At 69.2% G+C, this 19976-nt stretch carries 25 protein-coding genes and 1 tRNA gene; 18 read left to right on the forward strand and 8 right to left on the reverse strand.

Annotated elements, in window-relative coordinates; all coding sequences use genetic code 11:
- Positions 1-18: 18 nt before the first annotated feature.
- The 6 genes from OG555_RS15105 to OG555_RS15130 all read left to right on the forward strand — a co-directional run bounded on the left by OG555_RS15105 (position 19) and on the right by OG555_RS15130 (position 3560).
- Positions 19-516, forward strand: coding sequence for a tRNA adenosine deaminase-associated protein (locus OG555_RS15105; RefSeq protein WP_328525217.1), 498 nt, complete (start codon positions 19-21; stop codon positions 514-516).
- 31 nt (positions 517-547) lie between these two features.
- Positions 548-976: a nucleoside deaminase gene (locus OG555_RS15110; RefSeq protein WP_329483511.1), complete on the forward strand. Its 429-nt coding sequence runs from the start codon at positions 548-550 to the stop codon at positions 974-976.
- Between the two features lie 13 nt (positions 977-989).
- Positions 990-1080: transfer RNA gene (locus OG555_RS15115), tRNA-Ser, on the forward strand.
- Positions 1081-1178: 98 nt separating this feature from the next.
- Entirely contained in the window at positions 1179-2690 is a 1512-nt protein-coding gene (locus tag OG555_RS15120; protein ID WP_329483512.1) for a potassium/proton antiporter, read from the forward strand.
- 46 nt (positions 2691-2736) lie between these two features.
- The gene (locus OG555_RS15125; protein ID WP_329483513.1) at positions 2737-3219 is read left to right on the forward strand and encodes a hypothetical protein; all 483 of its coding nucleotides are present in this window, start codon (positions 2737-2739) and stop codon (positions 3217-3219) included.
- A gap of 56 nt (positions 3220-3275) precedes the next feature.
- Entirely contained in the window at positions 3276-3560 is a 285-nt protein-coding gene (locus OG555_RS15130; protein WP_329483514.1) for a hypothetical protein, read from the forward strand.
- Here the strand turns inward: OG555_RS15130 and OG555_RS15135 are convergent, their stop codons facing one another.
- Both OG555_RS15135 and OG555_RS15140 read right to left on the reverse strand, forming a co-directional pair.
- Positions 3561-4124 (reverse strand): LytR C-terminal domain-containing protein, encoded by a 564-nt coding sequence (locus OG555_RS15135; protein WP_329483515.1) that lies wholly within the window; start codon positions 4122-4124, stop codon positions 3561-3563.
- 28 nt (positions 4125-4152) lie between these two features.
- On the reverse strand, positions 4153-4446 hold the full coding sequence (locus OG555_RS15140) for a type II toxin-antitoxin system VapB family antitoxin (protein WP_328525222.1): 294 nt from the start codon (positions 4444-4446) through the stop codon (positions 4153-4155).
- Positions 4447-4604: 158 nt separating this feature from the next.
- Between OG555_RS15140 and OG555_RS15145 the strand changes: the two genes are divergently transcribed.
- The 6 genes from OG555_RS15145 (at position 4605) to OG555_RS15170 (ending at position 10894) form a co-directional block, all read left to right on the forward strand.
- A complete protein-coding gene (locus tag OG555_RS15145) occupies positions 4605-5309 on the forward strand; it encodes a L,D-transpeptidase family protein (protein WP_329483516.1) in 705 nt (234 codons plus the stop codon).
- A 102-nt stretch (positions 5310-5411) separates the two neighbouring features.
- Entirely contained in the window at positions 5412-6944 is a 1533-nt protein-coding gene (locus OG555_RS15150) for a helicase HerA-like domain-containing protein (protein ID WP_329483517.1), read from the forward strand.
- A 144-nt stretch (positions 6945-7088) separates the two neighbouring features.
- Positions 7089-8465, forward strand: a complete 1377-nt coding sequence (locus OG555_RS15155) for a GGDEF domain-containing protein (protein WP_329483518.1) — start codon at positions 7089-7091, stop codon at positions 8463-8465.
- 96 nt (positions 8466-8561) lie between these two features.
- Complete coding sequence (locus OG555_RS15160) at positions 8562-9113, forward strand: SigE family RNA polymerase sigma factor (protein ID WP_329483519.1); 552 nt, start codon at positions 8562-8564, stop codon at positions 9111-9113.
- Positions 9110-9964: a hypothetical protein gene (locus OG555_RS15165; protein ID WP_329483520.1), complete on the forward strand. Its 855-nt coding sequence runs from the start codon at positions 9110-9112 to the stop codon at positions 9962-9964. Before OG555_RS15160 ends, OG555_RS15165 begins: the two co-directional genes overlap by 4 nt.
- A 72-nt stretch (positions 9965-10036) precedes the next feature.
- Positions 10037-10894 carry a hypothetical protein gene (locus OG555_RS15170; protein ID WP_329483521.1) on the forward strand — a complete coding sequence of 286 codons (858 nt, stop codon included), beginning with the start codon at positions 10037-10039 and terminating at the stop codon, positions 10892-10894.
- Positions 10895-10961: 67 nt separating this feature from the next.
- Here OG555_RS15170 and OG555_RS15175 read toward each other — a convergent pair whose 3' ends face one another.
- The gene (locus tag OG555_RS15175) at positions 10962-12182 is read right to left on the reverse strand and encodes a hypothetical protein (protein ID WP_329483522.1); all 1221 of its coding nucleotides are present in this window, start codon (positions 12180-12182) and stop codon (positions 10962-10964) included.
- A gap of 166 nt (positions 12183-12348) precedes the next feature.
- Between OG555_RS15175 and OG555_RS15180 the strand changes: the two genes are divergently transcribed.
- The gene (locus tag OG555_RS15180; RefSeq protein WP_329483523.1) at positions 12349-12864 is read left to right on the forward strand and encodes a SigE family RNA polymerase sigma factor; all 516 of its coding nucleotides are present in this window, start codon (positions 12349-12351) and stop codon (positions 12862-12864) included.
- Positions 12864-13829: a hypothetical protein gene (locus OG555_RS15185; protein WP_329483524.1), complete on the forward strand. Its 966-nt coding sequence runs from the start codon at positions 12864-12866 to the stop codon at positions 13827-13829. The genes OG555_RS15180 and OG555_RS15185 overlap by 1 nt, the downstream gene beginning before the upstream one ends.
- A 40-nt stretch (positions 13830-13869) precedes the next feature.
- Here the strand turns inward: OG555_RS15185 and OG555_RS15190 are convergent, their stop codons facing one another.
- Positions 13870-13974 (reverse strand): mycothiol transferase, encoded by a 105-nt coding sequence (locus tag OG555_RS15190; RefSeq protein ID WP_329484822.1) that lies wholly within the window; start codon positions 13972-13974, stop codon positions 13870-13872.
- 136 nt (positions 13975-14110) lie between these two features.
- A complete protein-coding gene (locus OG555_RS15195) occupies positions 14111-14902 on the reverse strand; it encodes a helix-turn-helix domain-containing protein (RefSeq protein ID WP_329483525.1) in 792 nt (263 codons plus the stop codon).
- A gap of 112 nt (positions 14903-15014) precedes the next feature.
- Here OG555_RS15195 and OG555_RS15200 point away from each other — a divergent pair, with 112 nt between their 5' ends.
- Together OG555_RS15200 and OG555_RS15205 are read left to right on the forward strand one after the other, a co-directional pair.
- Positions 15015-15377, forward strand: a complete 363-nt coding sequence (locus tag OG555_RS15200) for a nuclear transport factor 2 family protein (protein WP_329483526.1) — start codon at positions 15015-15017, stop codon at positions 15375-15377.
- 81 nt (positions 15378-15458) lie between these two features.
- Positions 15459-16208 carry a phytanoyl-CoA dioxygenase family protein gene (locus tag OG555_RS15205; protein WP_329483527.1) on the forward strand — a complete coding sequence of 250 codons (750 nt, stop codon included), beginning with the start codon at positions 15459-15461 and terminating at the stop codon, positions 16206-16208.
- A gap of 4 nt (positions 16209-16212) precedes the next feature.
- On the opposite strand, the gene OG555_RS15210 is transcribed toward OG555_RS15205, so the two are convergent.
- Entirely contained in the window at positions 16213-17070 is an 858-nt protein-coding gene (locus OG555_RS15210; protein ID WP_329483528.1) for an aminoglycoside phosphotransferase family protein, read from the reverse strand.
- 87 nt (positions 17071-17157) lie between these two features.
- Between OG555_RS15210 and OG555_RS15215 the strand changes: the two genes are divergently transcribed.
- Together OG555_RS15215 and OG555_RS15220 are read left to right on the forward strand one after the other, a co-directional pair.
- Positions 17158-17952, forward strand: coding sequence for a methyltransferase domain-containing protein (locus OG555_RS15215; protein WP_329483529.1), 795 nt, complete (start codon positions 17158-17160; stop codon positions 17950-17952).
- Positions 17953-18381: 429 nt separating this feature from the next.
- A complete protein-coding gene (locus OG555_RS15220; RefSeq protein WP_329483530.1) occupies positions 18382-19134 on the forward strand; it encodes a hypothetical protein in 753 nt (250 codons plus the stop codon).
- A 155-nt stretch (positions 19135-19289) separates the two neighbouring features.
- Here OG555_RS15220 and OG555_RS15225 read toward each other — a convergent pair whose 3' ends face one another.
- On the reverse strand, positions 19290-19604 hold the full coding sequence (locus OG555_RS15225; RefSeq protein ID WP_329483531.1) for a hypothetical protein: 315 nt from the start codon (positions 19602-19604) through the stop codon (positions 19290-19292).
- The gene (locus OG555_RS15230; protein WP_328525240.1) at positions 19601-19795 is read right to left on the reverse strand and encodes a hypothetical protein; all 195 of its coding nucleotides are present in this window, start codon (positions 19793-19795) and stop codon (positions 19601-19603) included. Before OG555_RS15230 ends, OG555_RS15225 begins: the two co-directional genes overlap by 4 nt.
- Positions 19796-19976: the final 181 nt, after the last annotated feature.

Raw genomic sequence — 19976 nt, forward strand, 5'->3', positions numbered from 1 at the left:
GTCTGCGACGATGATCCGGTGTCTGATGCCACGGCTGGGCCGATGACCACCGATCTCGATTTCGCGGTCGCCGCTTACACCGAGGACGGGGTCTGGACCGTCACACCGCTGGTGCTGCGCGGTGAGCCGGACCTGTCCACGGTGGTGTCCGCGCTCCGGCGCTACCCGGGCGAGGCCGGTGTCCTAGGCATGCTCTCGGTCGACGAGGACTTCTTCATCCTGTTGCGGGTGATCGGCGGCCGGGCCCGGTTGCTGATCTCCGATGTCACCGCCGCGACCGAGTGGCCGCTGGCCCGGCAGGTGGTGGACGAGCTCGACATCCCGCTCGCCGATGACGACGACGAGCAGGTCCCGGCCGGCGACCTGGCGATCATCGCCGACCTCGGCATGAGCGCGATGGATCTGGGCGCGCTGTGCGACGACGTCGACCTCTATCCGGAGGAGATGCTGGAGGAGATCGCCGAGGCACTCGGGTTCGGCAACCAGTTCCACGAGGCGATCGAAGCCGTTGGCTAGTCCGGCGCTGCGGCGCGAGTGGGGGCGGTTGATGACACTCGCGCTGGCGGAGGGGGAGAAGGCGCGGCCCGACGTACCGATCGGGGCGATCGTCGTGGACGCCGACGGTTCGGTGATCGGCCGCGGCCACAACGAGCGGGAGGCCACGGGCGACCCGACCGCGCATGCCGAGGTACTCGCGATCCGCGCCGCCGCTCGCCACGTCGGCGAGTGGCGGCTGACCGGGTGCACGTTGGTCGTCACGCTGGAGCCGTGCACGATGTGCGCCGGCGCGATCGTGCTGTCCCGGCTGGACCGGCTGATCTTCGCGGCGTACGACGAGAAGGCGGGGGCCGTGGGTTCACTCTGGGACGTCGTCCGGGATCGGCGGCTCAACCATCGGCCCGAGGTCGTGGGCGGCGTGATGGCCGACGAGGCGGGTGCCCGGCTCCGCGATTTCTTTATCGGGCACAGACCTTGATAGCCTCTCCGGCGGTGGCGTGTCCGAGCGGCCGAAGGAGCGCGCCTCGAAAGCGCGTGACGGGCAACCCCCGTCCGAGGGTTCAAATCCCTCCGCCACCGCCAACCACCCTTCGCGGGTGGAAGTTAGGCCGGAGACCCTGATGCTGTGTGATGCGTCAGGGTTTTCGTCTCTCGGGACCTGACTCGACGAGGGGCCCCACATGGACGTTGAGGAGCTCGATCGGATCCTGCTGGCCGGGGCCGCGGTACTGCTGGTCGCGGTGGTGGCCGTCCGGCTGTCGGGCCGGCTCGGGCTCCCGTCGCTGCTGATCTACCTCGGGATGGGGCTCGTCCTCGGCGAGTCGGGGCCGGGGCACATTCATTTCGAGAACGCCCAGCTCGCGCATGCGCTCGGGTTCGCCGCGCTGGTGGTGATCCTGACCGAGGGTGGTCTGACCACCCGGTGGAACGAAGTGCGCCCGGTGATGCCGCTGGGCGTCGTACTGGCGACTGTCGGCGTCGCGATCAGCGTGGGCGTGGTCGCCTGCGTGGCGCACTTCGTGCTCGGGCTGGACTGGCAGATCGCCGTACTGCTCGGGGCCGTGACGTCACCGACGGATGCGGCCGCGGTGTTTTCGGTACTGCGGCGGGTCCCGGTCAGACCGCGGTTGCGGGGTGCGCTGGAGGCCGAATCCGGTCTGAACGACGCGCCAACCGTTTTGCTCGTCACTCTGGTCAGCACGGGCGAGGTCGGTGAGAAGGGGCTGCTGTACTTCAGCGGCCTGGTGCTCTACGAGCTGGTGGTCGGTGCGCTGTTCGGGTTCGTGATCGGGTGGCTGAGTGTCGGCCTGATCCGCCGGATGGCGCTCGGCTCGGCCGGTCTGTATCCGCTGGCGGTCCTGTCGCTGGCGATCATCTCGTACGCCGGTGGCGCGGTGCTGCTGCACGTGTCGGGGTTCGCGGCCGTCTACGTGACCTCGCTGGTGCTCGGACGGGCCGAGTTGCCGCACCGGATGGCCACTCGGTCGTTCGTCGACGGGATCGCGTGGCTGGCCCAGATCGGGCTGTTCGTGATGCTCGGGCTGCTCGCGTCACCGGGTCGCTTCCGGCTGAACGACGTACTCCTCGCGTTGGTGATCGGCATCGCGGTGACGGTGGTCGGGCGGTTCGCATCGGTGGCGGTGTCGGCGGCGCCGTTCCGGTTGCCGTGGGCCGAGCAGACGTTCATCGCGTGGGCAGGGCTGCGCGGCGCGGTCCCGATCGTGCTCGCGACGATCCCGCTGGCTGAGGGCGTACCGCAGGCGGACCGGATCTTCGACGTGGTGTTCGTGCTGGTGCTGCTGTTCACGCTGCTCCAGGGGCCGTCACTGCCCTGGCTGGCACGCCGGCTCGGGGTGCTCGACGAGAACGCGGCGTACGAGGTGGACATCGACGTGGCGCCGCTGGAGTCGCTCGGCGCCGACATGATCCAGGTGCACGTACCGAGCGAGTCCCGCCTGGCCGGCGTCGAGATCGGCGAACTCCGTCTCCCGAGCGGCGTCTCGGTCTCCCTGATCATCCGCGGCGACCGCGCCTTCGTCCCGGACCGCCGCACCGTCCTCCGCGCCGCCGACTCCCTCCTCGTCGTTGCCCCCAGCCCGCTCCGCGACCAGACCGTCCGCAGGCTCCGCGCCGTCTCCCGAGCCGGCCGCCTGGCCGGCTGGTTCGGCGAACGCGGCCGCGAACAACTCTGACCTCGACTCGGTTGCCCCGGGGCTAGTTCTGAACTACCTTTGAACTATGTCAGACCTGCAGGAAGTGAACTTCTCGGACCTGCTTCAGCGCCCCAACGAAACAGTGGAAAAGCTGAAGGCGAGCCGGCACCGCGCCCTCCGCGTCCACCGGCGCGGCTCCGAGGACGACCTGGTCCTGACCACTGTCCAGCAAGCGACGGAAGAGCATGAGGTGGTCGACCTCGCCGTACGCCTGCTGCGCGCGGTGATGAGCGATCCGGTGCTCCGCTCGCAGACCCTCCTCGACATCCTGCCGCGGATCTTCCCCTGGAGCATGTTCCTGCCTCCGGAGGATCGGATCGGCTTCGCGCAGGAACTCGTCGATGTGATGGACGCGAGCTCGGAGCTCGGTGTTTCGGCGCCGGTGCTCACGCTGATCGCGCAGTGGCGCAACACTGCCGATGTCTGGGCGGATCCCGAGTTGCTCGCCATCCTTCGATCACCGCGCGAGGGTGATCTCGGTCCGGTGCCCAGGCCGACCGTCGAGTGAGCCCGGCGAAGCGTGGTGATCGGGTCGCTCCTCCCGCTGGGCCCGATCACTGGGAGATGAAGTTCTTCAACACTCCTGCTGCCAAGGGATGGGAGGAGCTCTGCCGGCAGGCTCCCGGCAACACCGAGAAGGCTTGGGCAGAGATCCGGAAAGAGCCTCGGCCGTTCCCAGGATCTGCTCGACACCACCGGCTGAAAGGGCGGCTGTCCACTGAGAACGGACTCGAGCAGTGGCAGTACGAGGTGACCGGCGGGGGCCGGATCTGGTACCTCGTCGACTCGGATCAGCAGACGGTGTGGATCACGTACGCCGGGACCGGGCACCCGAAGGCGACCGACTGATCAGTTCGGGTTCTGGCCGGAGGGGACTGGTTGGGGGGTGTGGATGACGGGGAGGCAGACATTGGCGTTCGGGGGGACGGTGACGGAGGGGAGGCCCTTGAGCTTCACCGAGCCGAAGCCGGCGCCGATGACCAGGTCGACGGTGTGGTCGGTGCGGCCGTCGCCGATGAGGAGGGCCTTCTGATTCAGCTGGCCGGCGATCAGCAGCATCTCGGGCGCGGTCTCGCTGGCGCCGCGGATCGAGACCACGTCGATCTTGTCGCCCTTGGGCTCGTTCGCGATCTTGCTGATGTTGAAGCCGCGCTTCTGCAACGCATCCGCGACTCGCTGCGCCGAGCCCGCCTTCGCACCGCCGTTGTAGACGTTCAGCACGACCTGCTTGGGCACCAGCCGGTTGTTCGGCAGCTTCTGCTCGACGCAGGTCGGCTCGGCGCTGCTGTTGATCAGGGACTTCCAGCCCCACCAGCCGCCGCCGGCCAGGATGCCGAGCAGGATCACCATCGTGATCGGCGTCCGCCAGTGGATCCGCGAGTGTGGCCTCGGTTGCGGATGGATCGCTGTCATCGGCTCAACCCCCCGTGAGCAGACATGGTCAGTCCACGACCAGAACCCGGGCGTGCAGGACCAGACGCTGCTGCAGCGCGGCGCGCAGGGCGCGGTGCAGGCCGTCCTCGAGGTACATGTCGCCCTTCCACTCCACGACGTGTGCGAACAGATCGCCGTAGAACGTCGAATCCTCGTCGAGCAGTGCGTTCAGGTCGAGAGTGCCCTTGGTCGTCACGAGCTCGTCCAGCCGCACCTGCCGTGGCGGCAGCGACGACCAGTCCTTCGGCTTGAGCCCATGGTCCGGGTACGGGCGTTCCTCCCCGACACGCTTGAAGATCACCTCCCGAAGTCTAGCGGGGTAAAAGGTCTTGTGAGAGGTCGTGAAGGTCACCGGAACAGCCCGGAGAGGTGACTCAACCTTTCGGTGCCGTCAGACGTCCCACCGGGATCGGGAGCAGTGAGCCAGATATAGCGCTCACGACCAAGGGGGTTAACCGCATGCGAATTCTTTCCAAACTCGGCCTCGCGACGGCCACGATCACGGTCGTCGCCCTCGGTATGATGTTGCCGGCGGACGCGATCACGGTGTCCCAGGTGAAGGTGGCCCAGACCCGGCTGAACCGGCTCGGCTGCACGGCGGGACCGGTCGACGGCAAGGCCGGCGCCATGACCCAGGCGGCGATCGTGCGGTTCCAGGCCGCCAACGTCCTGAGTCAGACCGGTTCGCTCAGCAGTACGACGTACTCGCGGTTGATGGCCTCGACCGCGAAGCGGTGTGACGTCCGGGCGGTGCCGCGCCGGTCGGGCACGGGCCGCCGGATCGTGATCAGCCAGACGCAGAACTGGGTCTGGCTCATCGATGCCCGCGGCAAGGTCGTCCGGCAGGGCGGGATCATCGACAATCCGACGTACCTGAAGGCCGGTAACTACACGAGTGGCGCGAAGTGCGGGCGGGCCGCCCGGGTCCGGAAGAACACCGACGGTGCGAGCCTGTACCTGAACAACTTCGTCCGGTTCGCGCCCTGCGGGATCGGGTTCCACCAGATCCCGACGTACAAGTCCACCGGGAAGCAGATCCACGCCGACTGGCTGCTCGGCACCAACTACAAGGCCTCCCACGGCTGTATCCGGGTGTCGGCGTCGATGTCGGCCACCATCTGGTCCTTCGCCGCCGGCGCGACCCACGTGGTCGTGATGCGCTGAGGTCCCCGAGTGCCCCGGGGTGTGGATAACGGTCCGATCCACGCTCCGGGGCACTAGCATGCGCAGCGGGTAGTTCTGTCAACCGGGGAAAGGCACGCTGACATGGCCGAGACAGCCGACGTCGTGGAGACCGTCAAGCAGGGCTACGCGTTCGAGGGGGCGGCGATCGAGCTGGGCGCGCTGCTGGTCGACGACGAGCCGAAACCGGAGGCGGCGGTCCGGATCCCGCTCTCGATGGTGAACCGGCACGGCCTGGTCGCGGGCGCCACCGGTACCGGTAAGACGAAGACGCTGCAGCTGATGGCCGAGCAGCTGTCCGCGGCCGGTGTCGCGGTGTTCGCCGCCGACATCAAGGGCGACCTGTCCGGCATCTCGCAGCCGGGCGAGGGCAACGACAAGCTGCTCGCCCGGACCAAGTCGATCGGCCAGGACTGGACCGCGTCCGGGTTCCCGACCGAGTTCTACGCGCTGGGCGGGCAGGGCACCGGGATCCCGATCCGGGCCACCATCACGTCGTTCGGGCCGGTGCTGCTGTCCAAGGTGCTGGGGCTGAACGACGTCCAGGAGTCCTCGCTCGGGCTGATCTTCCACTACGCCGACAAGGCCGGACTGACGCTGCTCGACATCAAGGACCTGCGCGCGGTCATCCAGCACCTCACGTCAGACGAGGGCAAGGACGACCTGAAGGAGCTCGGCGGGCTGTCGCCGGCGACCGCCGGGGTGATCCTGCGGTCGCTGATCGGGTTCGCCGACCAGGGCGCCGAGGCGTTCTTCGGCGAGCCGGAGTTCGACACCGCGGATCTGATGCAGCAGCGCGACGGCAAGGGCGTCATCTCGCTGCTCGAGCTGCCGAACCTGCAGGACCGGCCGGCCCTGTTCTCGACGTTCCTGATGTGGCTGCTGGCCGACCTGTTCCACGACCTGCCCGAGATCGGCGATGCGGACAAGCCGAAGCTGGTGTTCTTCTTCGACGAGGCGCATCTGCTGTTCGCGGACGCGTCGAAGGCGTTCCTGTCGGCGATCGCGCAGACCGTCCGGCTGATCCGGTCGAAGGGTGTCGGCGTCTTCTTCGTCACCCAGACGCCGAAGGACGTGCCGGACGACGTGCTCGCGCAGCTCGGCTCGCGGGTGCAGCACCAGTTGCGGGCGCACACGCCGAACGACGCGAAGGCGTTGAAGGCGACCGTGTCGACGTTCCCGACGTCGTCGTACGACCTGGGCGAGGTGCTGACCCAGCTCGGGATCGGCGAGGCGATCGTGACGGTGATGAACGAGAAGGGCGCGCCGACGCCGGTCGCGTGGACCCGGTTGCGGGCGCCGCAGTCGCTGATGGCGCCGGCCTCCGCGGAGCAGCTGACCGCCTCGGTGCAGGCTTCGCCGAACAACGCGAAGTACACCGCGGTGATCGACCGGGAGTCGGCGTACGAGATGCTCGCCGCCAAGGTGCAGGCCGGTGCCGAGCAGGCCCAGGCGGAGGAGCAGGCCAAGCAGCCGGAGGCCCCGAGGCCGCGTGAGAAGCAGGAGAAGTCCGTGGTCGAGGCGGTCATCGGCTCGACGGTCTTCAAGCAGTTCGCCCGCTCTGCCGGCCGCGAGATCGTCCGCGGGCTCTTCGGCGCGGCCCGCCGCCACAAGTAAACCCTGCCCAGGCAGGGAATTCAGTCGTTTGATCGTTGATCAAACGACTGAATCATCAACCATTGACCATCGTTTCCAACTCGTCATCCACAGCGCGCCGTCGCGGATTGGGACGAGACGCCTACTCGTCGTACGGTGGGAGGGATGGTTGCGCAGAGTAGGCGAGCGATACGGTCCTGGGCGCTGTGGACCCTGACGGTCCCGGCGTTCGCTGTTGTGGTGCTCGTCGACCTCGCCGCGATCGGGTACGGCGTGCAGGCGTTCACCGACCGGCCGGACTGGCGCGGCCTGGACGTGGTGTTCGCACTGACCGTGTCCGCGCTGATCTCGGTCGAGGGTGCCCGCCGGGTCGAGAACCGGCGGCGTCGCGGCGGAGCGCTGCACAAGGACCTGGCGCCGGCTTGGATGATCGCGGCCGCCGTCATCCTGCACCCGGCGCTGGCGATCCTGGTCGCCGTCCTGCTCCGGATCTGGTGGCGGATCCGGGCCGGCAAGTGCATCCCGTATCGCTGGGCGTTCTCGACCGCGGTGTATGTGCTCGCGGTCGGAGCGGCCCACGCGGTCTTCGTCTGGGCTCGCGACCTGACCGGCGACAGCGGTCTCGGGCTGGTCGTCTCGATGGTGTCCGGCGCGATGGCGTACGTCGTGACCGACAGCGTGCTGTGTGGCCTGGCGATCTCGCTGATCATCCCCGGCAGCAGTTGGCGCGAGGCTGTCGGTGGGCTGGATGATCTCTGCACCGATGTGACTGCCGCGACCCTCGGCTGCCTGCTGGCCGCGGCCTGCCTGATCAGCCCGTGGTTCGCGTTCGTGGCGATCCCGATCACGCTGACCGCGCAGCGAGCCCTGCTGCTCGGCCAGTTGGAGTCCGAGGCGCAGACGGATCCGAAGACCAGCCTGACCCGGGTCGACTGGTGGCGGCGCCGTACTGAGGAGATGCTGCGGACCGCGCGGACCCAGCGGGAGCCGATGGCGGTGCTGCTGATTGACATCGACCACTTCAAGCAGGTCAACGACCGGCACGGGCACCTGGTCGGCGACGAGGCGCTCCGCGCGGTCGCGACGATCCTGCGCAGTGCGATCCGGGCGAAGGACGTGATCGGCCGGTTCGGTGGCGAGGAGTTCGTGATCGCGCTGCCGGACACCGGCCTCGACGAGGCGACGGTCACCGCCGACCGGCTCCGCAACGCGGTCGCCGCCAGCCCGCTCGCCGCAATGTGCGCCGGCGTACTGGACGAGCCGGATCTCGACCCCGACACGTTCCGGCTCACCGTCTCGATCGGCGTGGCCGTTCACCCGGCCGACGGCAGCACTGTCGACGACCTGTTGCTCCGCGCCGACCGGGCCATGTACGCCGCCAAGTCCGCCGGCCGCAACCGCGTTCGCCTGGCCGCCGACACGCTGCCTCTCCCACGGCTGACCCCGATCACCCCGGTCCCGTCGCACGACAGCTCCCCGGCCGATCGCGGCGCCGACCACGCAGTCACCACCGGCGCGACGGCGCCCACCGACCGCCGCTGACCGACCTGCACCCGCCGGCAATCTTCCGCCGCCGGCGCAGAACCATTCACCTCGGTACGGCGTCTCCTGGGGTGAGGGTGGCAGGACGGAGAACACATGGCCGGTTCGGGGAGTCGCGACGACGACTTCACGGCCTTCGTGCTGGCCAGGTCCGCGCGGTTGGTGCACTTCGCGCGGATGCTCTGTGGTGACGCGGGCCTGGCGGAGGACCTCGTGCAGACCGCGCTGGAGAAGGCGTACCTGCGCTGGGATCGGATCGAGCTGGCCGACCCCTTCGGCTACGTCCGGCGGGCCGTGGTCAATCAGCACCTGTCCTGGGTACGACGCCGGCCGTGGCGCGAGCGGCCTAGCGGCGACGCGAGCGAGCTGGAACTGTACGCGGGCGACACCGCTGGGTTCGGTGCAACGGTCGCCGACCCGTCGGGTGCGGTCGAGCGCAAGCTCGCCGTCGGCGCTGCGCTGTCGACGCTGACCCGGCGCGAGCGTGCGGTCGTCGTACTGCGGTATGTCGAGGACCTCACCGAGCAGCAGACGGCGGCGCTGCTGGGGGTCGCGGTCGGCACGGTGAAGAGCGCGAACGCGCGGGCGCTGGCGAAGCTGCGGGCCGCGCCCGAGCTGAGCGGTAGTTATGTAGGAGAGCGAGCATGAACGACAAGGGCACTACCCTGCCCGAGGACGACCTACGGGCCGCCCTGGCGCCGGACGGCAGCATCGCGCCCCTCGATCCTGCTCGCGTGATCTCGGGAGCTCGCCGCCGGCGTGAGGTGCGCGGCCTCGCCACGACCGCGGTCGCCGCGATAGCGGTCGCCGCGATAGCGGTCGCCGGAGTCGCGACCAGCGGCTTCCTGGCCGGCGGCAGGTTGCTCGGGCAGGCTCCCGAACCGGCGAATCCCGGACCGACGGCGCTGATGTCCCCGAACAGCCCGACGCCATCGGCCACCACCCCGAGGCCGCCGGCCAGCACGCCTGGCGCGATCCCGATCACAGCGGCGGCCTGTCGCGCGGCGGCGGCGGCAAGCGAGCCAGGCCCCGGCCCCAAGGCCACCCAGCGGAGCCTGCTGAGCGACGAGACCGGCACCGCGATCGTGATTGCGGACAGCCGCTACTGGGTGGCGTGCGACAACACGTTCGGCCGGCAGGTGTCGGCGCGGCGGCCGGCGCGGCTGCAGAAGCCGAGCCCACAGGACACCGACGCCTTCGCGGTCGCCGGCGACCTGATCACTCGCCCGGACGGCGAGCGCGAGTTCTCCTGGGCCGGTGGGATGCTGCCCGACGGCGTGGCGAGAATCCGGTACACCTTCCCCGACGGCGCGACCGAGGACGCCGTGGTCCACGGCGGCTTCTGGCTGATGCGGCATGTCTCCGACCGGGTGCCGCCGAGCGGCCCGCCGACGACCACGATCCGGGTCCGCCTGCTGTCCGCGTCGGGTGCCGTCGTGAACGACTTCCGGCTGACCTGGGGACTACAGACGTGCGCCCAGATCAGCCACGGCTGCTGAGCACCAGAACCTTCCGGACCCGAGGCGCGTCCTTCAGTCCGACAGAGTCGAAGAAAGTTGTGGAGGGCAACGATGATCGAACCGGGCCGGAAACGGCGGATGACCGGGATCCTGGTGAGCGGACTCGCGGTCGCGGCGGTGGCCGGCGTCGCGATCGCGGGGACGGCGATGGCGCGCAGCGGAAGGCCGGACGTGGCGGTCGGGGGTGGTGGCCCGGCAACGCCGGTCCTGCAAACGCCCGCGACACCGAGCGCCGCGCAAACCCCTGTATCTGCGACGCGGAAAGTCACGCCCGCTGCCACACCGAGGATTGCGCAGACCCCGGTGCCGAGCAGCAAGGTCGTCGTACCGAGGCCGAAGCCGCAGAAGCCGCAAGAGCAGCAGCCGCCGGCGGATCCGGTCGCTGCTTGCAAGCAGTGGCTGAAGGACACCGGCGAGGGCAAGCCCGGCAGCCGGGCGAAGGCCGTCGCCCGCCTGGACGGTACGCCGGGCACCGTGCTGATCCTTGCCGACAGCAACTACTGGGCCGGGTGCGACACTGCCTACGCTCGGACCGGCGGCGGCCAGGGCTCGATCCGGCAGCCGACCAAGCTCGCCAACCCGGCGCCTGGCGACGCGGAGGCCTTCACCGTCGCGAACAACCTGATCCCGATCAACGGCAAGCAGTACGAGTACTACTGGGCCGCCGGCCAACTGCCGTCCGGTGTCACCAAGATCTCGTATGCCTTTCCCGACGGCCGCACCACGAACGCCGTCGTCCAGGGCAAGTACTGGGTGATGCAACACCAGACCGCAACGCCATGGAAGGAAGGCACAGCGCCGACCACGCTGATCAAGGTCACCCTGTACGGCGCCAACGGCCACGCCCTGCGCGACTTCCTCCTGGTCTGGGGCGAGGACACCTGCGCCCAGATCAGCCACGGCTGCTGACCCCGGAACCAAAGCGGCGGCCGCACGCTCATTGAGCGTGCGGCCGCCGTGGGGAGGGGTTGGTGGTTCAGCAGGCGCCGAAGGATCCGGCCGACACCCAGGCCTTCGCGACATACATGCCGGCGTTGACCCGCAGCCAGATGCTGCTGGTGCCCTGTGAGCCGGTGACGCTCTGTCCGGTGGTCTGGCACTCGACCGTCACCTGCGCCGACTTGCCCGCCATGCCGACGACCGCGCCGGACGAGCTCGCCGAGTTCCGGATGTTCAGGTAGCCGGACGAGATCGAGACCGTGCCACGGCCGCCGTCGCCGGTCCACAGGTAGGTCACATCCACGAACCCGTTGTCCGGCAGTGCCAGCGCGTCCCAGAACACGCCGTCCGCGAGGTCGATCCCGGCCGGGTTCGCGACGGTCCGGCCGAACTGGTCCTTCCCGCCGTTGTAGCCGTTCTGGTACGCCGCCTGCGCCTCGGGCTTGCCCTGCGGCAGGTCCTTCCACATCTCGCGGGTCGCGCTCGGGTTCCAGTAGTCGTCCTTGGTGTTCCACGGGCCGACGTCCCACACCGGCTCGAAGGCGCAGCGCGAGGCGGTGCAGACCTTGACCGAGTACGTGCCGGAGCCGTTGCCGGCCAGTCCTCGTCGTGACGGCAGCGCGACGAAGTGGTCGCGACTCACGATCACGTGGCCGTTGGCCGTCGTACCGCCGACCAGGCCTTCGCGGGTGGCGAAGACCCGGGACTGCAGCGGCGCGGCCTGGATGGTCATCCCGCTCGGGGCCGCCTTGTCGGTGGGCTGAACGGTCACGTCACCGACCCACGGGCTCGCGCCGGTCGGTGGTGCGCTGACGATGATCCGCAGCTGGACCTGGTCACTCGCGCCGGGCAGGGCGGTCGGCGTACCGGCCTTGGCGGCCGTCCATTCGGACCACCTGCCGTTGACCCAGGCCCGTACGTCGACCTCCGCCGACGAACCGTCCGGCGTGCCGGTGGTGTAGCCGACGACGACGGCCGAGGTGGCGGCGCCGAAGCGGACCGGGGTGAGCTCGGCCAGACCGGAGCGCTGCTTGATCTCGGTCGAGCCGATCGCGGCCGGGGCGTCGCCGAGGACGATCCGGTTGCCGTCGACCTTGACGTTGCTGGATCCCTGGACAGGTTGCGCAGTGACGACGGCGGGGTCGGTCTCTGCGGCGGAGCTCGGGAGGGCGATGGCGGCGAGCGGCGCGATCGCGAGGGCGGCGGCCAGGCAGGCGATGGCCTGCCGACGGGCTTTGATACTTCGGGTGACACGCATGGGCGGAACCTCCGGGGCGGTGAAGGTGGGTGCACCCAATGTGACAAATGAACCGTACATCTGCATAGCCCGTGAATAAATTTCTTCGAAGGAGTTGGTGACCGAACAGAACCCGATCGATCACCCAGTGGGTTTGTACCGGTGTGACAGAGGCAGAGGAGAATCGATGACCCGGACCGCGGACGCCGACTTCGAGCGCTTCGTGTTGGCGCAGTCGACCCCCTTGCTCCGCTTCGCGGAGATGCTGTGCGGCGATCGGCACACCGCCGAGGACCTGGTGCAGCAGGCGTTGATGCGCTCCTATCCGAAATGGCACCGGCTGAGCGGCGACCCGTTGCGGTACGTACGGCGGGTGCTGGTCAACCGATTCCTCACGCAGGCCCGCCGGCGCTGGAACAACGAGGTACCCAGTGACCCGGTGCAGAACGATTGGGACCAGCGAGCGGTAGCGGACTTCGCCCAGGACGTGCAGACCAGGGAGGCCGTGCTCTCGGCTCTCGCCGGCCTGACCGTCCGGGAGAGAGCCGTCGTCGCGCTGCGCTACTCGCAGGATCTCTCCGAGGCCGAGACCGCCGAGCTGCTCGGTGTGGCGGCCGGGACCGTGAAGAGCACGGCTTCCCGGGCGCTGGCCAAGCTGCGTCTGGCACCCGACCTGATCGATACCGGAGTTGGAGGAAACTGATGAGTGACGAGCGGATTCGCAACGCTCTCGACTATGACCTGGAGCCGTGGCAGCCGGACCCCGCCGACCTGATGCGGCGCGGCAAGCGGCTGGCCTGGCTGCGCCGTGGACTGGCCGCGGCGGGCGTCACCGCACTCGCCGGAACCGTTGCGACGGTGTCCGCCGCGGTCGGGGGACCGACCGACGTGAAGAACCTGCTGGCCGGTGGCGACAAGCCACCGGTGCCGGTGGTGGTGCCGGCGGCGACTCCGCAGCCGCCGTCGGTCGACCCGACCTGCCTGCCGAGCAAGCCGGCGCTGCCGAAGGTGGAGGTCTCGATCGACAAGACCATCGACCCGAACAGCGTGCCGACGACCAAGCCGAGCCTGCCCGGCAAGCCGACCCTGCCGTCGGTGCCGACCACCCTGCCGTCGCTGCCGGCTAAGCCGTCGCTCCCGACGACGAAGCCGACGCTGCCGTCGCTCCCCCAGAGCAAGCCGACACTGCCGACTGTCAAGCCGAGTCTGCCGGGGAAGCCGACGCTGCCGACGACGAAGCCGACCCTTCCGGCAAAGCCCACGCTGCCGATCGCCAAGCCGACGCTGCCGGGCAAGCCGACTCTTCCGAGCAAGCTGCCGGTTCCGACCGCCGCGCCGTCGCTGCCGACGACCGCGCCGTCGGTGCCTGGCAAGCCGGTGCCGGTTCCGTCGGTGGCTGACTGCGTGCACGGCGTACCGACCGAGAAGCCGTCCTTGCCGCAGTCGAAGCCGAGCCTGCCGGGCAAGCCGTCGCTGCCGACCACCAAGCCGTCCGTGCCGAAGGCCGCCGTTCCGACGGTGAAGGTCACGGTCACGGTCGACCCGGGCAAGGTGTCGCACCCCGGCACGAAGCCGTCGCTGCCGACGCTCCCGACCACGAAGCCGAGCATCCCGACGCCGAGCCTCCCGACCGCACTCCCCACCGGTCACCCCTCCTCAAGCCGGTAGGGCATCCCGGTGGTCACCGGCGAGTAGGCACCTCGCAGTCCTACTCGCCGGTGACCCCATCGATCAGTTCCCGCGCGACGTCCAGCTGGCCGGTGTGCCGCGCGTACTCCTGCAGGACGTGGAAGAGAGTGCCTGAGGCGACCAGCCCGACGGCAGGCGACTGCCGCGCAGGTCCTCCTCACACAGGCCCGTCAGCTTCGTCTCGATGACGCCGCGGTATTGGTCGAGGTACCACAGGTGGAGCTCGACCGTGTCGGCCAGATCGCGAGGCGGAGTGGTCATCAAAGCGCCCTGAGGTACTCGGCCGTCTCGGCGTCGGCCGGGTAGAAGGACTCGATCATCAGCTCCGACACCGTGACGTCGAGCGGCGTGCCGAAGGTGGCGATCATGGTCAGCAGCGACAGTTCGTGGCCGTTGTGCATCAGTTTGAACGGTACGACGACCTCGGCCGGCCCCGGATGCGCCGGCTGGTCGTCCACGGCGTACTGGCGGAGTTCGTCGTACAGATCCTGGAGCTCGGGGTCGGCGGTGCTCGCGGCCTGGCGTTGCAGGCTGGCGAGGGCGGCGGCGCGGACGTCGGCGATGTTGCCGATCCGGCGGGCCAGGCCGTCCGGATGCAAGGTCAGCCGGAGCGCGTTGATCGGTGCCTGGAGCAACTTTTCGTCGACACCGGCGGTGAACAGCTGGATGCCGGCGTTCGTCTCGACGATGTTCCACCAGCGGTCGACGACGAGGGCCGGGTACGGCTCGTGGGCCTTCAGCAACCGGCGCAGCGTCGTCCGGATCGCGAGCATCGCCGGTGAGTGCAGCGACGCCTCGCTGTAGATGGGCGCGAAACCACCGGCCAGCAGGAGCTGGTTGCGATCCCGCAGCGGTACGTCGAGATGCTCGGCCAGCCGCAGCACCATCTCGCGACTCGGCCTGGACCGGCCGGTCTCCACGAAACTCACGTGCCGGGTGGACACCTCGACCCGGTTCGCCAGCTCCAGCTGACTGAGCCGGCGGCGCTCCCGCCAGCCACGCAGAAGCTCACCCACCGGGCGCTGGAACGTCTCCTCGATCGTCGCTGCCATGGTCCGACCGTAACCGCTTGCATAGACAACGCCATTACCTCGGACGTCATCGACCGGACCTACGGACCGGCGGCAGGGTTCTGGTCATCCGAACTTCCGAGGAGGAAACACCATGAACGCCAACGCTCTCGCCGACCAGTACTTCGCGATGTGGAACGCCGCCGACGCCGACCGCCGGGCCGAGCTGATCGCGGGGACCTGGACCGAGGACGCGACCTTCGTCGACCCGAGCTTCGAGACGAACGGCCGCGAGGAGCTGAACAAGCTGGTCGGCGCCGCGCAGCAGATGTTCCCGGGGCTGTCCTTCGTCCGCATCGGCGACATCGACGAGCACCACACCTACCTGCGCTGGACCTGGTACCTGCAGGCCGACGGCCAGGAACCGGTGGCAGGTGGCACGGACATCGTCGTGCTCACCGAGGACGGCAAGATCCAGAAGCTGATCGGCTTCCACGACTTCGCCCCCGCGCACTAGTCCCCTCGTTGACCGGGGCATCGATCGCCAGGGCCTGTCAATTGGGTGGCAGGTCCTGGCGGCCCGGCGCAGCATGGGTGGATGCTCAGCGCCCAGGATCTGGAAACCTTCGAGCGCGACGGGATCGTCAAGGTCCCGGCGGCGTTCTCGGCCGACGAAGCCGCGCGGATGCGGGACGTGCTGTGGTCCGAACTGAAGAACCGGCACGGGATGGATCGGGACGACCGCTCGACCTGGACGACGTTGCGGCCGACCGGACTGAAGACCACCAAGCGACACTCGGTCGCGAACGCAATCCTCGGCCCTCGCCTGCGGTCGGTGCTCGACGACCTCCTTGGCCAGTGGAAGCAGCCGCCGCATCAGGGTCAGGTGCTGGTCACCATGCCGACGGGCGACGGCTGGGCGGTGCCGCATCGCCAGTGGCACACCGATGTCGGGTTCGACCAGCCCGCGGACGAGTTCGCGGCGGTGAAGATCTGGGCTCTGCTGGATGACCTCGAGCCCGGCGGCGGCGGGACTCCGCAGGTGGCCGGATCGCCGCGGGTGATCGCTCGCTACCTGAGTACGACGGACGAGCGCGAGTTCACCGCGATCCGCGACCAGGTGCTGGGGTCCGATCCGTGGTTCCGCAACCTGACCTCGGCCGGCGAGCGGCCGGTCGATCCGATGGTCGAGGCCGATCTCGACGGACTACCGGTCCGCGTGGTCGAGCTCACCGGTCGCGCGGGTGACGTCTACGTGACCCATCCGTGGATCCTGCACTCCATCGCGCCCAACGCGAGCGACACCCCACGGATGATGCGGAGCCGCTTCATCTGGAAGTCGGCCTGAGCGGTCAGAAGGCGGCGACCAGCCGGGCGCACCGCACCGGGTCCTCGGTGAGGCCGACCGACAAGCCCCAGAGCCAGTAGTCGACCGTCCGCCAGACGACCCAGTCCCGCGCGCGATCCCGATCCAGACCGGCGGCGCCCACGGCCGTGTCGAAGTGCGGCACGATGTCGGCCATCTCGTCGAGGCGCGTCCACAGCACGCGGCCGAGGTCGTACGCGATGTCGCCGCGGAACAACACCGGATCGACCGTCAACCACGGCTCCCGGGAGCCCGCGAGTACCTGATCGGAGTGGAAGTCGCCGTTCACCGCGAGATCTGACGTGGTCTCGGCCAGGTCCGGGGCGACACGCAACGCCTCGCGCAGCACACTGACGTCGAACGGCCGACCCAACTGCTCCCACTGCCGCTCCAACGCGGCCGACCGCTGGGCCACGATCGCAGCGGTCGACGGCACATCATCCGGAGCCGGTACCGCGAACCGCCGCATCAGGTGCCCCAGTACGGCGACCGCCTCGTCGACCGGCCGACTCGTCAGCGGCGTCGTCAGCCGCTCCAGCAACATCGCACCGGCTTCGACGTCGGCGTCGTACAGCCGGACCATGCCGCGCCCGTCCCACCACCGCAGCGCTCGGGCCTGCTCCTCGACCTCGCGGCCGGGCGGCGACATGCGTAGTACCAAGTCGTCACCACCCCGCATGACCGGCACCACGATCGCGTTCGATCCGTGCGCGACCGGCCCGGCGATCTCCAACCCCCACCGTGCACACTGCTCCTCGACAGCCCGGGTCAGCCCACCCAGCCAGTCCGCGCCCTCCGTCCACCAGCGCGGCATCTGCAGGAACTCCTCAGGCAGTTCGATCACCCGAACAAGCTAGCCGCGACAGTACTGGCGACGCGCCCGAATTACCGAGGCCTCCCAGACGGCGGGGTGGCGGACCATGATGTGGGCATGGGCGGAGAGGCTGGGATGGGCGGGTTGCAGTTCGATCCGGAAGTGTCTCGGAAGACCGAGGCGATGTACACGACGTCAGACATGGTCGAGCAGCGGCGGATCGTGCGGGTGGCGCTGGCGTTGCGGCCGGGGGATCGGGTGCTGGATGTCGGCGTCGGGCCGGGGTTGCTCGCGGCGGAGATGGCTGAAGAGGTGGGGCCGACCGGGCGGATCTGCGGGATCGACATCAGCGACAGCATGCTGGCGATCGCGAGGACCCGCGCCGGCGCGGGACCCGGGATCGAGTTGGAGGCGGCGTCGGTGATGCGCATCCCGCATCCGGCCGAGAGCTTCGACGTGGTCGTGTCCACCCAGGTCTTCGAGTACGTCGACGACGTGGCCGGCGCCTTGGACGAGGTCCACCGGGTGCTGCGGCCGGCGGGTCGCGTCGTATTGCTGGACACCGACTGGGCTTCGGTGGTGTGGCGGTCGAGTGACGACGCGCGGATGGCGCGGGTGCTGACCGCGTTCGAGGACCATCTCGCCGATCCGCATCTGCCCCGGACACTGGCCGACGGACTGGCCAAGTCCGGTTTCATGCTCACCCACCAGCAGGTGGTGCCGCTCCTCAACACCGGGTACGACAATCGGACGTACAGCGCCGGCCTGATCGACATCGTCTCCGGGTTCGTGCCCGGCCATGGCGGCGTCACCGCGGACGAGGCGCGCGCGTGGGCCGCGGACCTGCGCAGCCTCGGGGCCGGCTACTTCTTCAGCCTCAACCGGTATCTGGTCGTCGCGTCGGCGTTGTGAGCGCCGAGCTCGGCGAGCGCATCCTGGGATAGATGCGCCCGCCGGGCGCCGGTCGTTCTCCCGCCCCTCAGTGGGAGAACTCGCGGCTCGGTGAACACCACCCATGCCCGAATGGCACTGACCGAACCGCGGGACCACCTAGACGTACCCAACCGCGCGCGGCTCACACGTCCCGGCACGCGGACCGAGCGGAAATCTTCACGTTTCTCAAACCTTCGGCCCGGAGGTGTCTCGACCTGTGACCCGGGTCCCGCCTACGCTGGACGGCGATTTCGCGTGCCGGGGGAGGTACGCGGACGTCAGGGGGAGGAAACACGATGCCGGATGTGTTCGACGACGAGCTGTCCGAGGCCGACCTGGACGAACTGGAGGCGCTCGGGGCCGCGGAGGACGCGGACCTGATCCTCGGCCCGGTCGGCGGTGAAGCAGATGCCTGAGGCAAGGATCGTCTGGCGGGGCTGGGCGCTGAACAAGCGGACCGCGGCGATGGTCGAGGCCGCGGAGAAGTTGTACAAGTCGAAGTTCGCGATCCTGCAGGGGTCGTACAACAAGAGTGGTGTAGAGGCGTCGGCCGGCACCCACGACGGTGGCGGAGCGATCGACATCGACGTACGGACGAAGAGTGTCGCGCAGCGGGTCGCCGTCGTGAAGGCGATGCGCGCGGTCGGGTTCGCGGCCTGGCTGCGTACGCCGGCGCAGGGCAACTGGCCGTATCACGTGCACGCGATCGCGGTCGGGGACAAGGATCTGTCCCGGGGCGCGGCGACCCAGGTCGCGGAGTACCACCGCAAACGCAACGGCCTGGCCAACCGGGGCAAGGACGACGGGCCGCCCGGGTTCTACGGGATGACCTGGGAGCTGTACCTCAAGGCGCACACGCCCAAGCAGCCGGTGCCGGACTCGACCATCTCGCTGGCCGCGATGGCGTACGCGCGGACGCACGACGCGATGACCGGGGTGTGGGGCGCGGACCGGGCCCGGGTGATCGCCTGGGCGGCGCATCCGAGGGTCGGGGCGATCACCAAGGCCGAGACCGTCCCGCCGGCCGGTGTGCCGTGGCACCTGCACTTCCAGCGGGTGATCCGCAAGGTGCAGGTGCACTTCAAGCTCGAGGACACCGGCAGCTTCGACGCCGCAGTCGCCACGGTGATGAAGCGCTACGGCTACACGATCGTCGCCTGAACCGCCGTACCGACGACAAGGCCCCACCGGTAGCAGCCGGTGGGGCCTTGATAGTCCACTACCGCCCGGGCATCCCCGGTGCAGCTGTGGAGGTGGAGAGCGGAACCGACGCCGATGCAGGGGTCAAGACGTCAGCTCCGCTTGCCTGTGTGGAGTTATCTCGAGTCGACCGCCCAGACCTGCGCCTGGTGGAACTCGAGGTGTTGCTGCATCGCTGCCGGGGTGCCGACCGTGCCGAGGTGGTTCATCGTCGGTACGACGACCGCACGGACGTCGGACCGCTTCACTTCCTCGAGCAGTGCGTGGAAGGCGGCGGACTCGGCCGCGTCGCGCTCGGTGTACACGGTGCCGAGGGTGAAACCCTCCGCGCTGGCGAACGCGGCGAGCGAATCCGTCGCCGCGGCCAGCTCCTCCGCGCAGCTCAGCGCGTCGGCCCGTACATACCCGAGCAGCGTCGGCCGGGTGGTCATCGTCCCGGCTCCGCGGTGCTCTCCGCCAGCACCGGCTCGCTCGTCACCCGGAGGGAGGCGAACCGCCGCCGCATGGCTTCCTCGTACTGCGCTGCCTGGTCCGCCGTGGCGGTGTGGTCCGCGATCGGGTGAGCGCCGAACCAGACCCGCACCCGACGGTGCGCGGCAGGGATTTCGAGCGTCTCGGTCATCAGCGGTCCTTCAGCAGTGTCGGTCGGCGCCCCGGACGGCTTTGTCCGGTGCTGAGATAAAGAACACCTCACCGGGACGTCCCTCCGGAACACTTCCGAAGGGACCTTTACAGAGCCCTAACGCAGAGTAGGGAATCATTCGAATCCGCTGGTCAGGGCCCTCTCGGAGAGGCCCAGTAGA

It is taken from the genome of Kribbella sp. NBC_01484, assembly GCF_036227145.1.
Classification (GTDB): domain Bacteria; phylum Actinomycetota; class Actinomycetes; order Propionibacteriales; family Kribbellaceae; genus Kribbella.

Coding starts and splice junctions, on each gene's coding strand:
- OG555_RS15110 (WP_329483511.1), top strand. CDS start 548: ATGACACTCGCGCTGGCGGAGGGGGAGAAGGCGCGGCCCGACGTACCG.
- OG555_RS15120 (WP_329483512.1), top strand. CDS start 1,179: ATGGACGTTGAGGAGCTCGATCGGATCCTGCTGGCCGGGGCCGCGGTA.
- OG555_RS15125 (WP_329483513.1), top strand. CDS start 2,737: ATGTCAGACCTGCAGGAAGTGAACTTCTCGGACCTGCTTCAGCGCCCC.
- OG555_RS15130 (WP_329483514.1), top strand. CDS start 3,276: ATGAAGTTCTTCAACACTCCTGCTGCCAAGGGATGGGAGGAGCTCTGC.
- OG555_RS15135 (WP_329483515.1), bottom strand. CDS start 4,124: ATGACAGCGATCCATCCGCAACCGAGGCCACACTCGCGGATCCACTGG.
- OG555_RS15145 (WP_329483516.1), top strand. CDS start 4,605: ATGCGAATTCTTTCCAAACTCGGCCTCGCGACGGCCACGATCACGGTC.
- OG555_RS15150 (WP_329483517.1), top strand. CDS start 5,412: ATGGCCGAGACAGCCGACGTCGTGGAGACCGTCAAGCAGGGCTACGCG.
- OG555_RS15155 (WP_329483518.1), top strand. CDS start 7,089: ATGGTTGCGCAGAGTAGGCGAGCGATACGGTCCTGGGCGCTGTGGACC.
- OG555_RS15160 (WP_329483519.1), top strand. CDS start 8,562: ATGGCCGGTTCGGGGAGTCGCGACGACGACTTCACGGCCTTCGTGCTG.
- OG555_RS15165 (WP_329483520.1), top strand. CDS start 9,110: ATGAACGACAAGGGCACTACCCTGCCCGAGGACGACCTACGGGCCGCC.
- OG555_RS15170 (WP_329483521.1), top strand. CDS start 10,037: ATGATCGAACCGGGCCGGAAACGGCGGATGACCGGGATCCTGGTGAGC.
- OG555_RS15175 (WP_329483522.1), bottom strand. CDS start 12,182: ATGCGTGTCACCCGAAGTATCAAAGCCCGTCGGCAGGCCATCGCCTGC.
- OG555_RS15180 (WP_329483523.1), top strand. CDS start 12,349: ATGACCCGGACCGCGGACGCCGACTTCGAGCGCTTCGTGTTGGCGCAG.
- OG555_RS15185 (WP_329483524.1), top strand. CDS start 12,864: ATGAGTGACGAGCGGATTCGCAACGCTCTCGACTATGACCTGGAGCCG.
- OG555_RS15195 (WP_329483525.1), bottom strand. CDS start 14,902: ATGGCAGCGACGATCGAGGAGACGTTCCAGCGCCCGGTGGGTGAGCTT.
- OG555_RS15200 (WP_329483526.1), top strand. CDS start 15,015: ATGAACGCCAACGCTCTCGCCGACCAGTACTTCGCGATGTGGAACGCC.
- OG555_RS15205 (WP_329483527.1), top strand. CDS start 15,459: ATGCTCAGCGCCCAGGATCTGGAAACCTTCGAGCGCGACGGGATCGTC.
- OG555_RS15215 (WP_329483529.1), top strand. CDS start 17,158: ATGGGCGGAGAGGCTGGGATGGGCGGGTTGCAGTTCGATCCGGAAGTG.
- OG555_RS15220 (WP_329483530.1), top strand. CDS start 18,382: ATGCCTGAGGCAAGGATCGTCTGGCGGGGCTGGGCGCTGAACAAGCGG.
- OG555_RS15225 (WP_329483531.1), bottom strand. CDS start 19,604: ATGACCACCCGGCCGACGCTGCTCGGGTATGTACGGGCCGACGCGCTG.
- OG555_RS15230 (WP_328525240.1), bottom strand. CDS start 19,795: ATGACCGAGACGCTCGAAATCCCTGCCGCGCACCGTCGGGTGCGGGTC.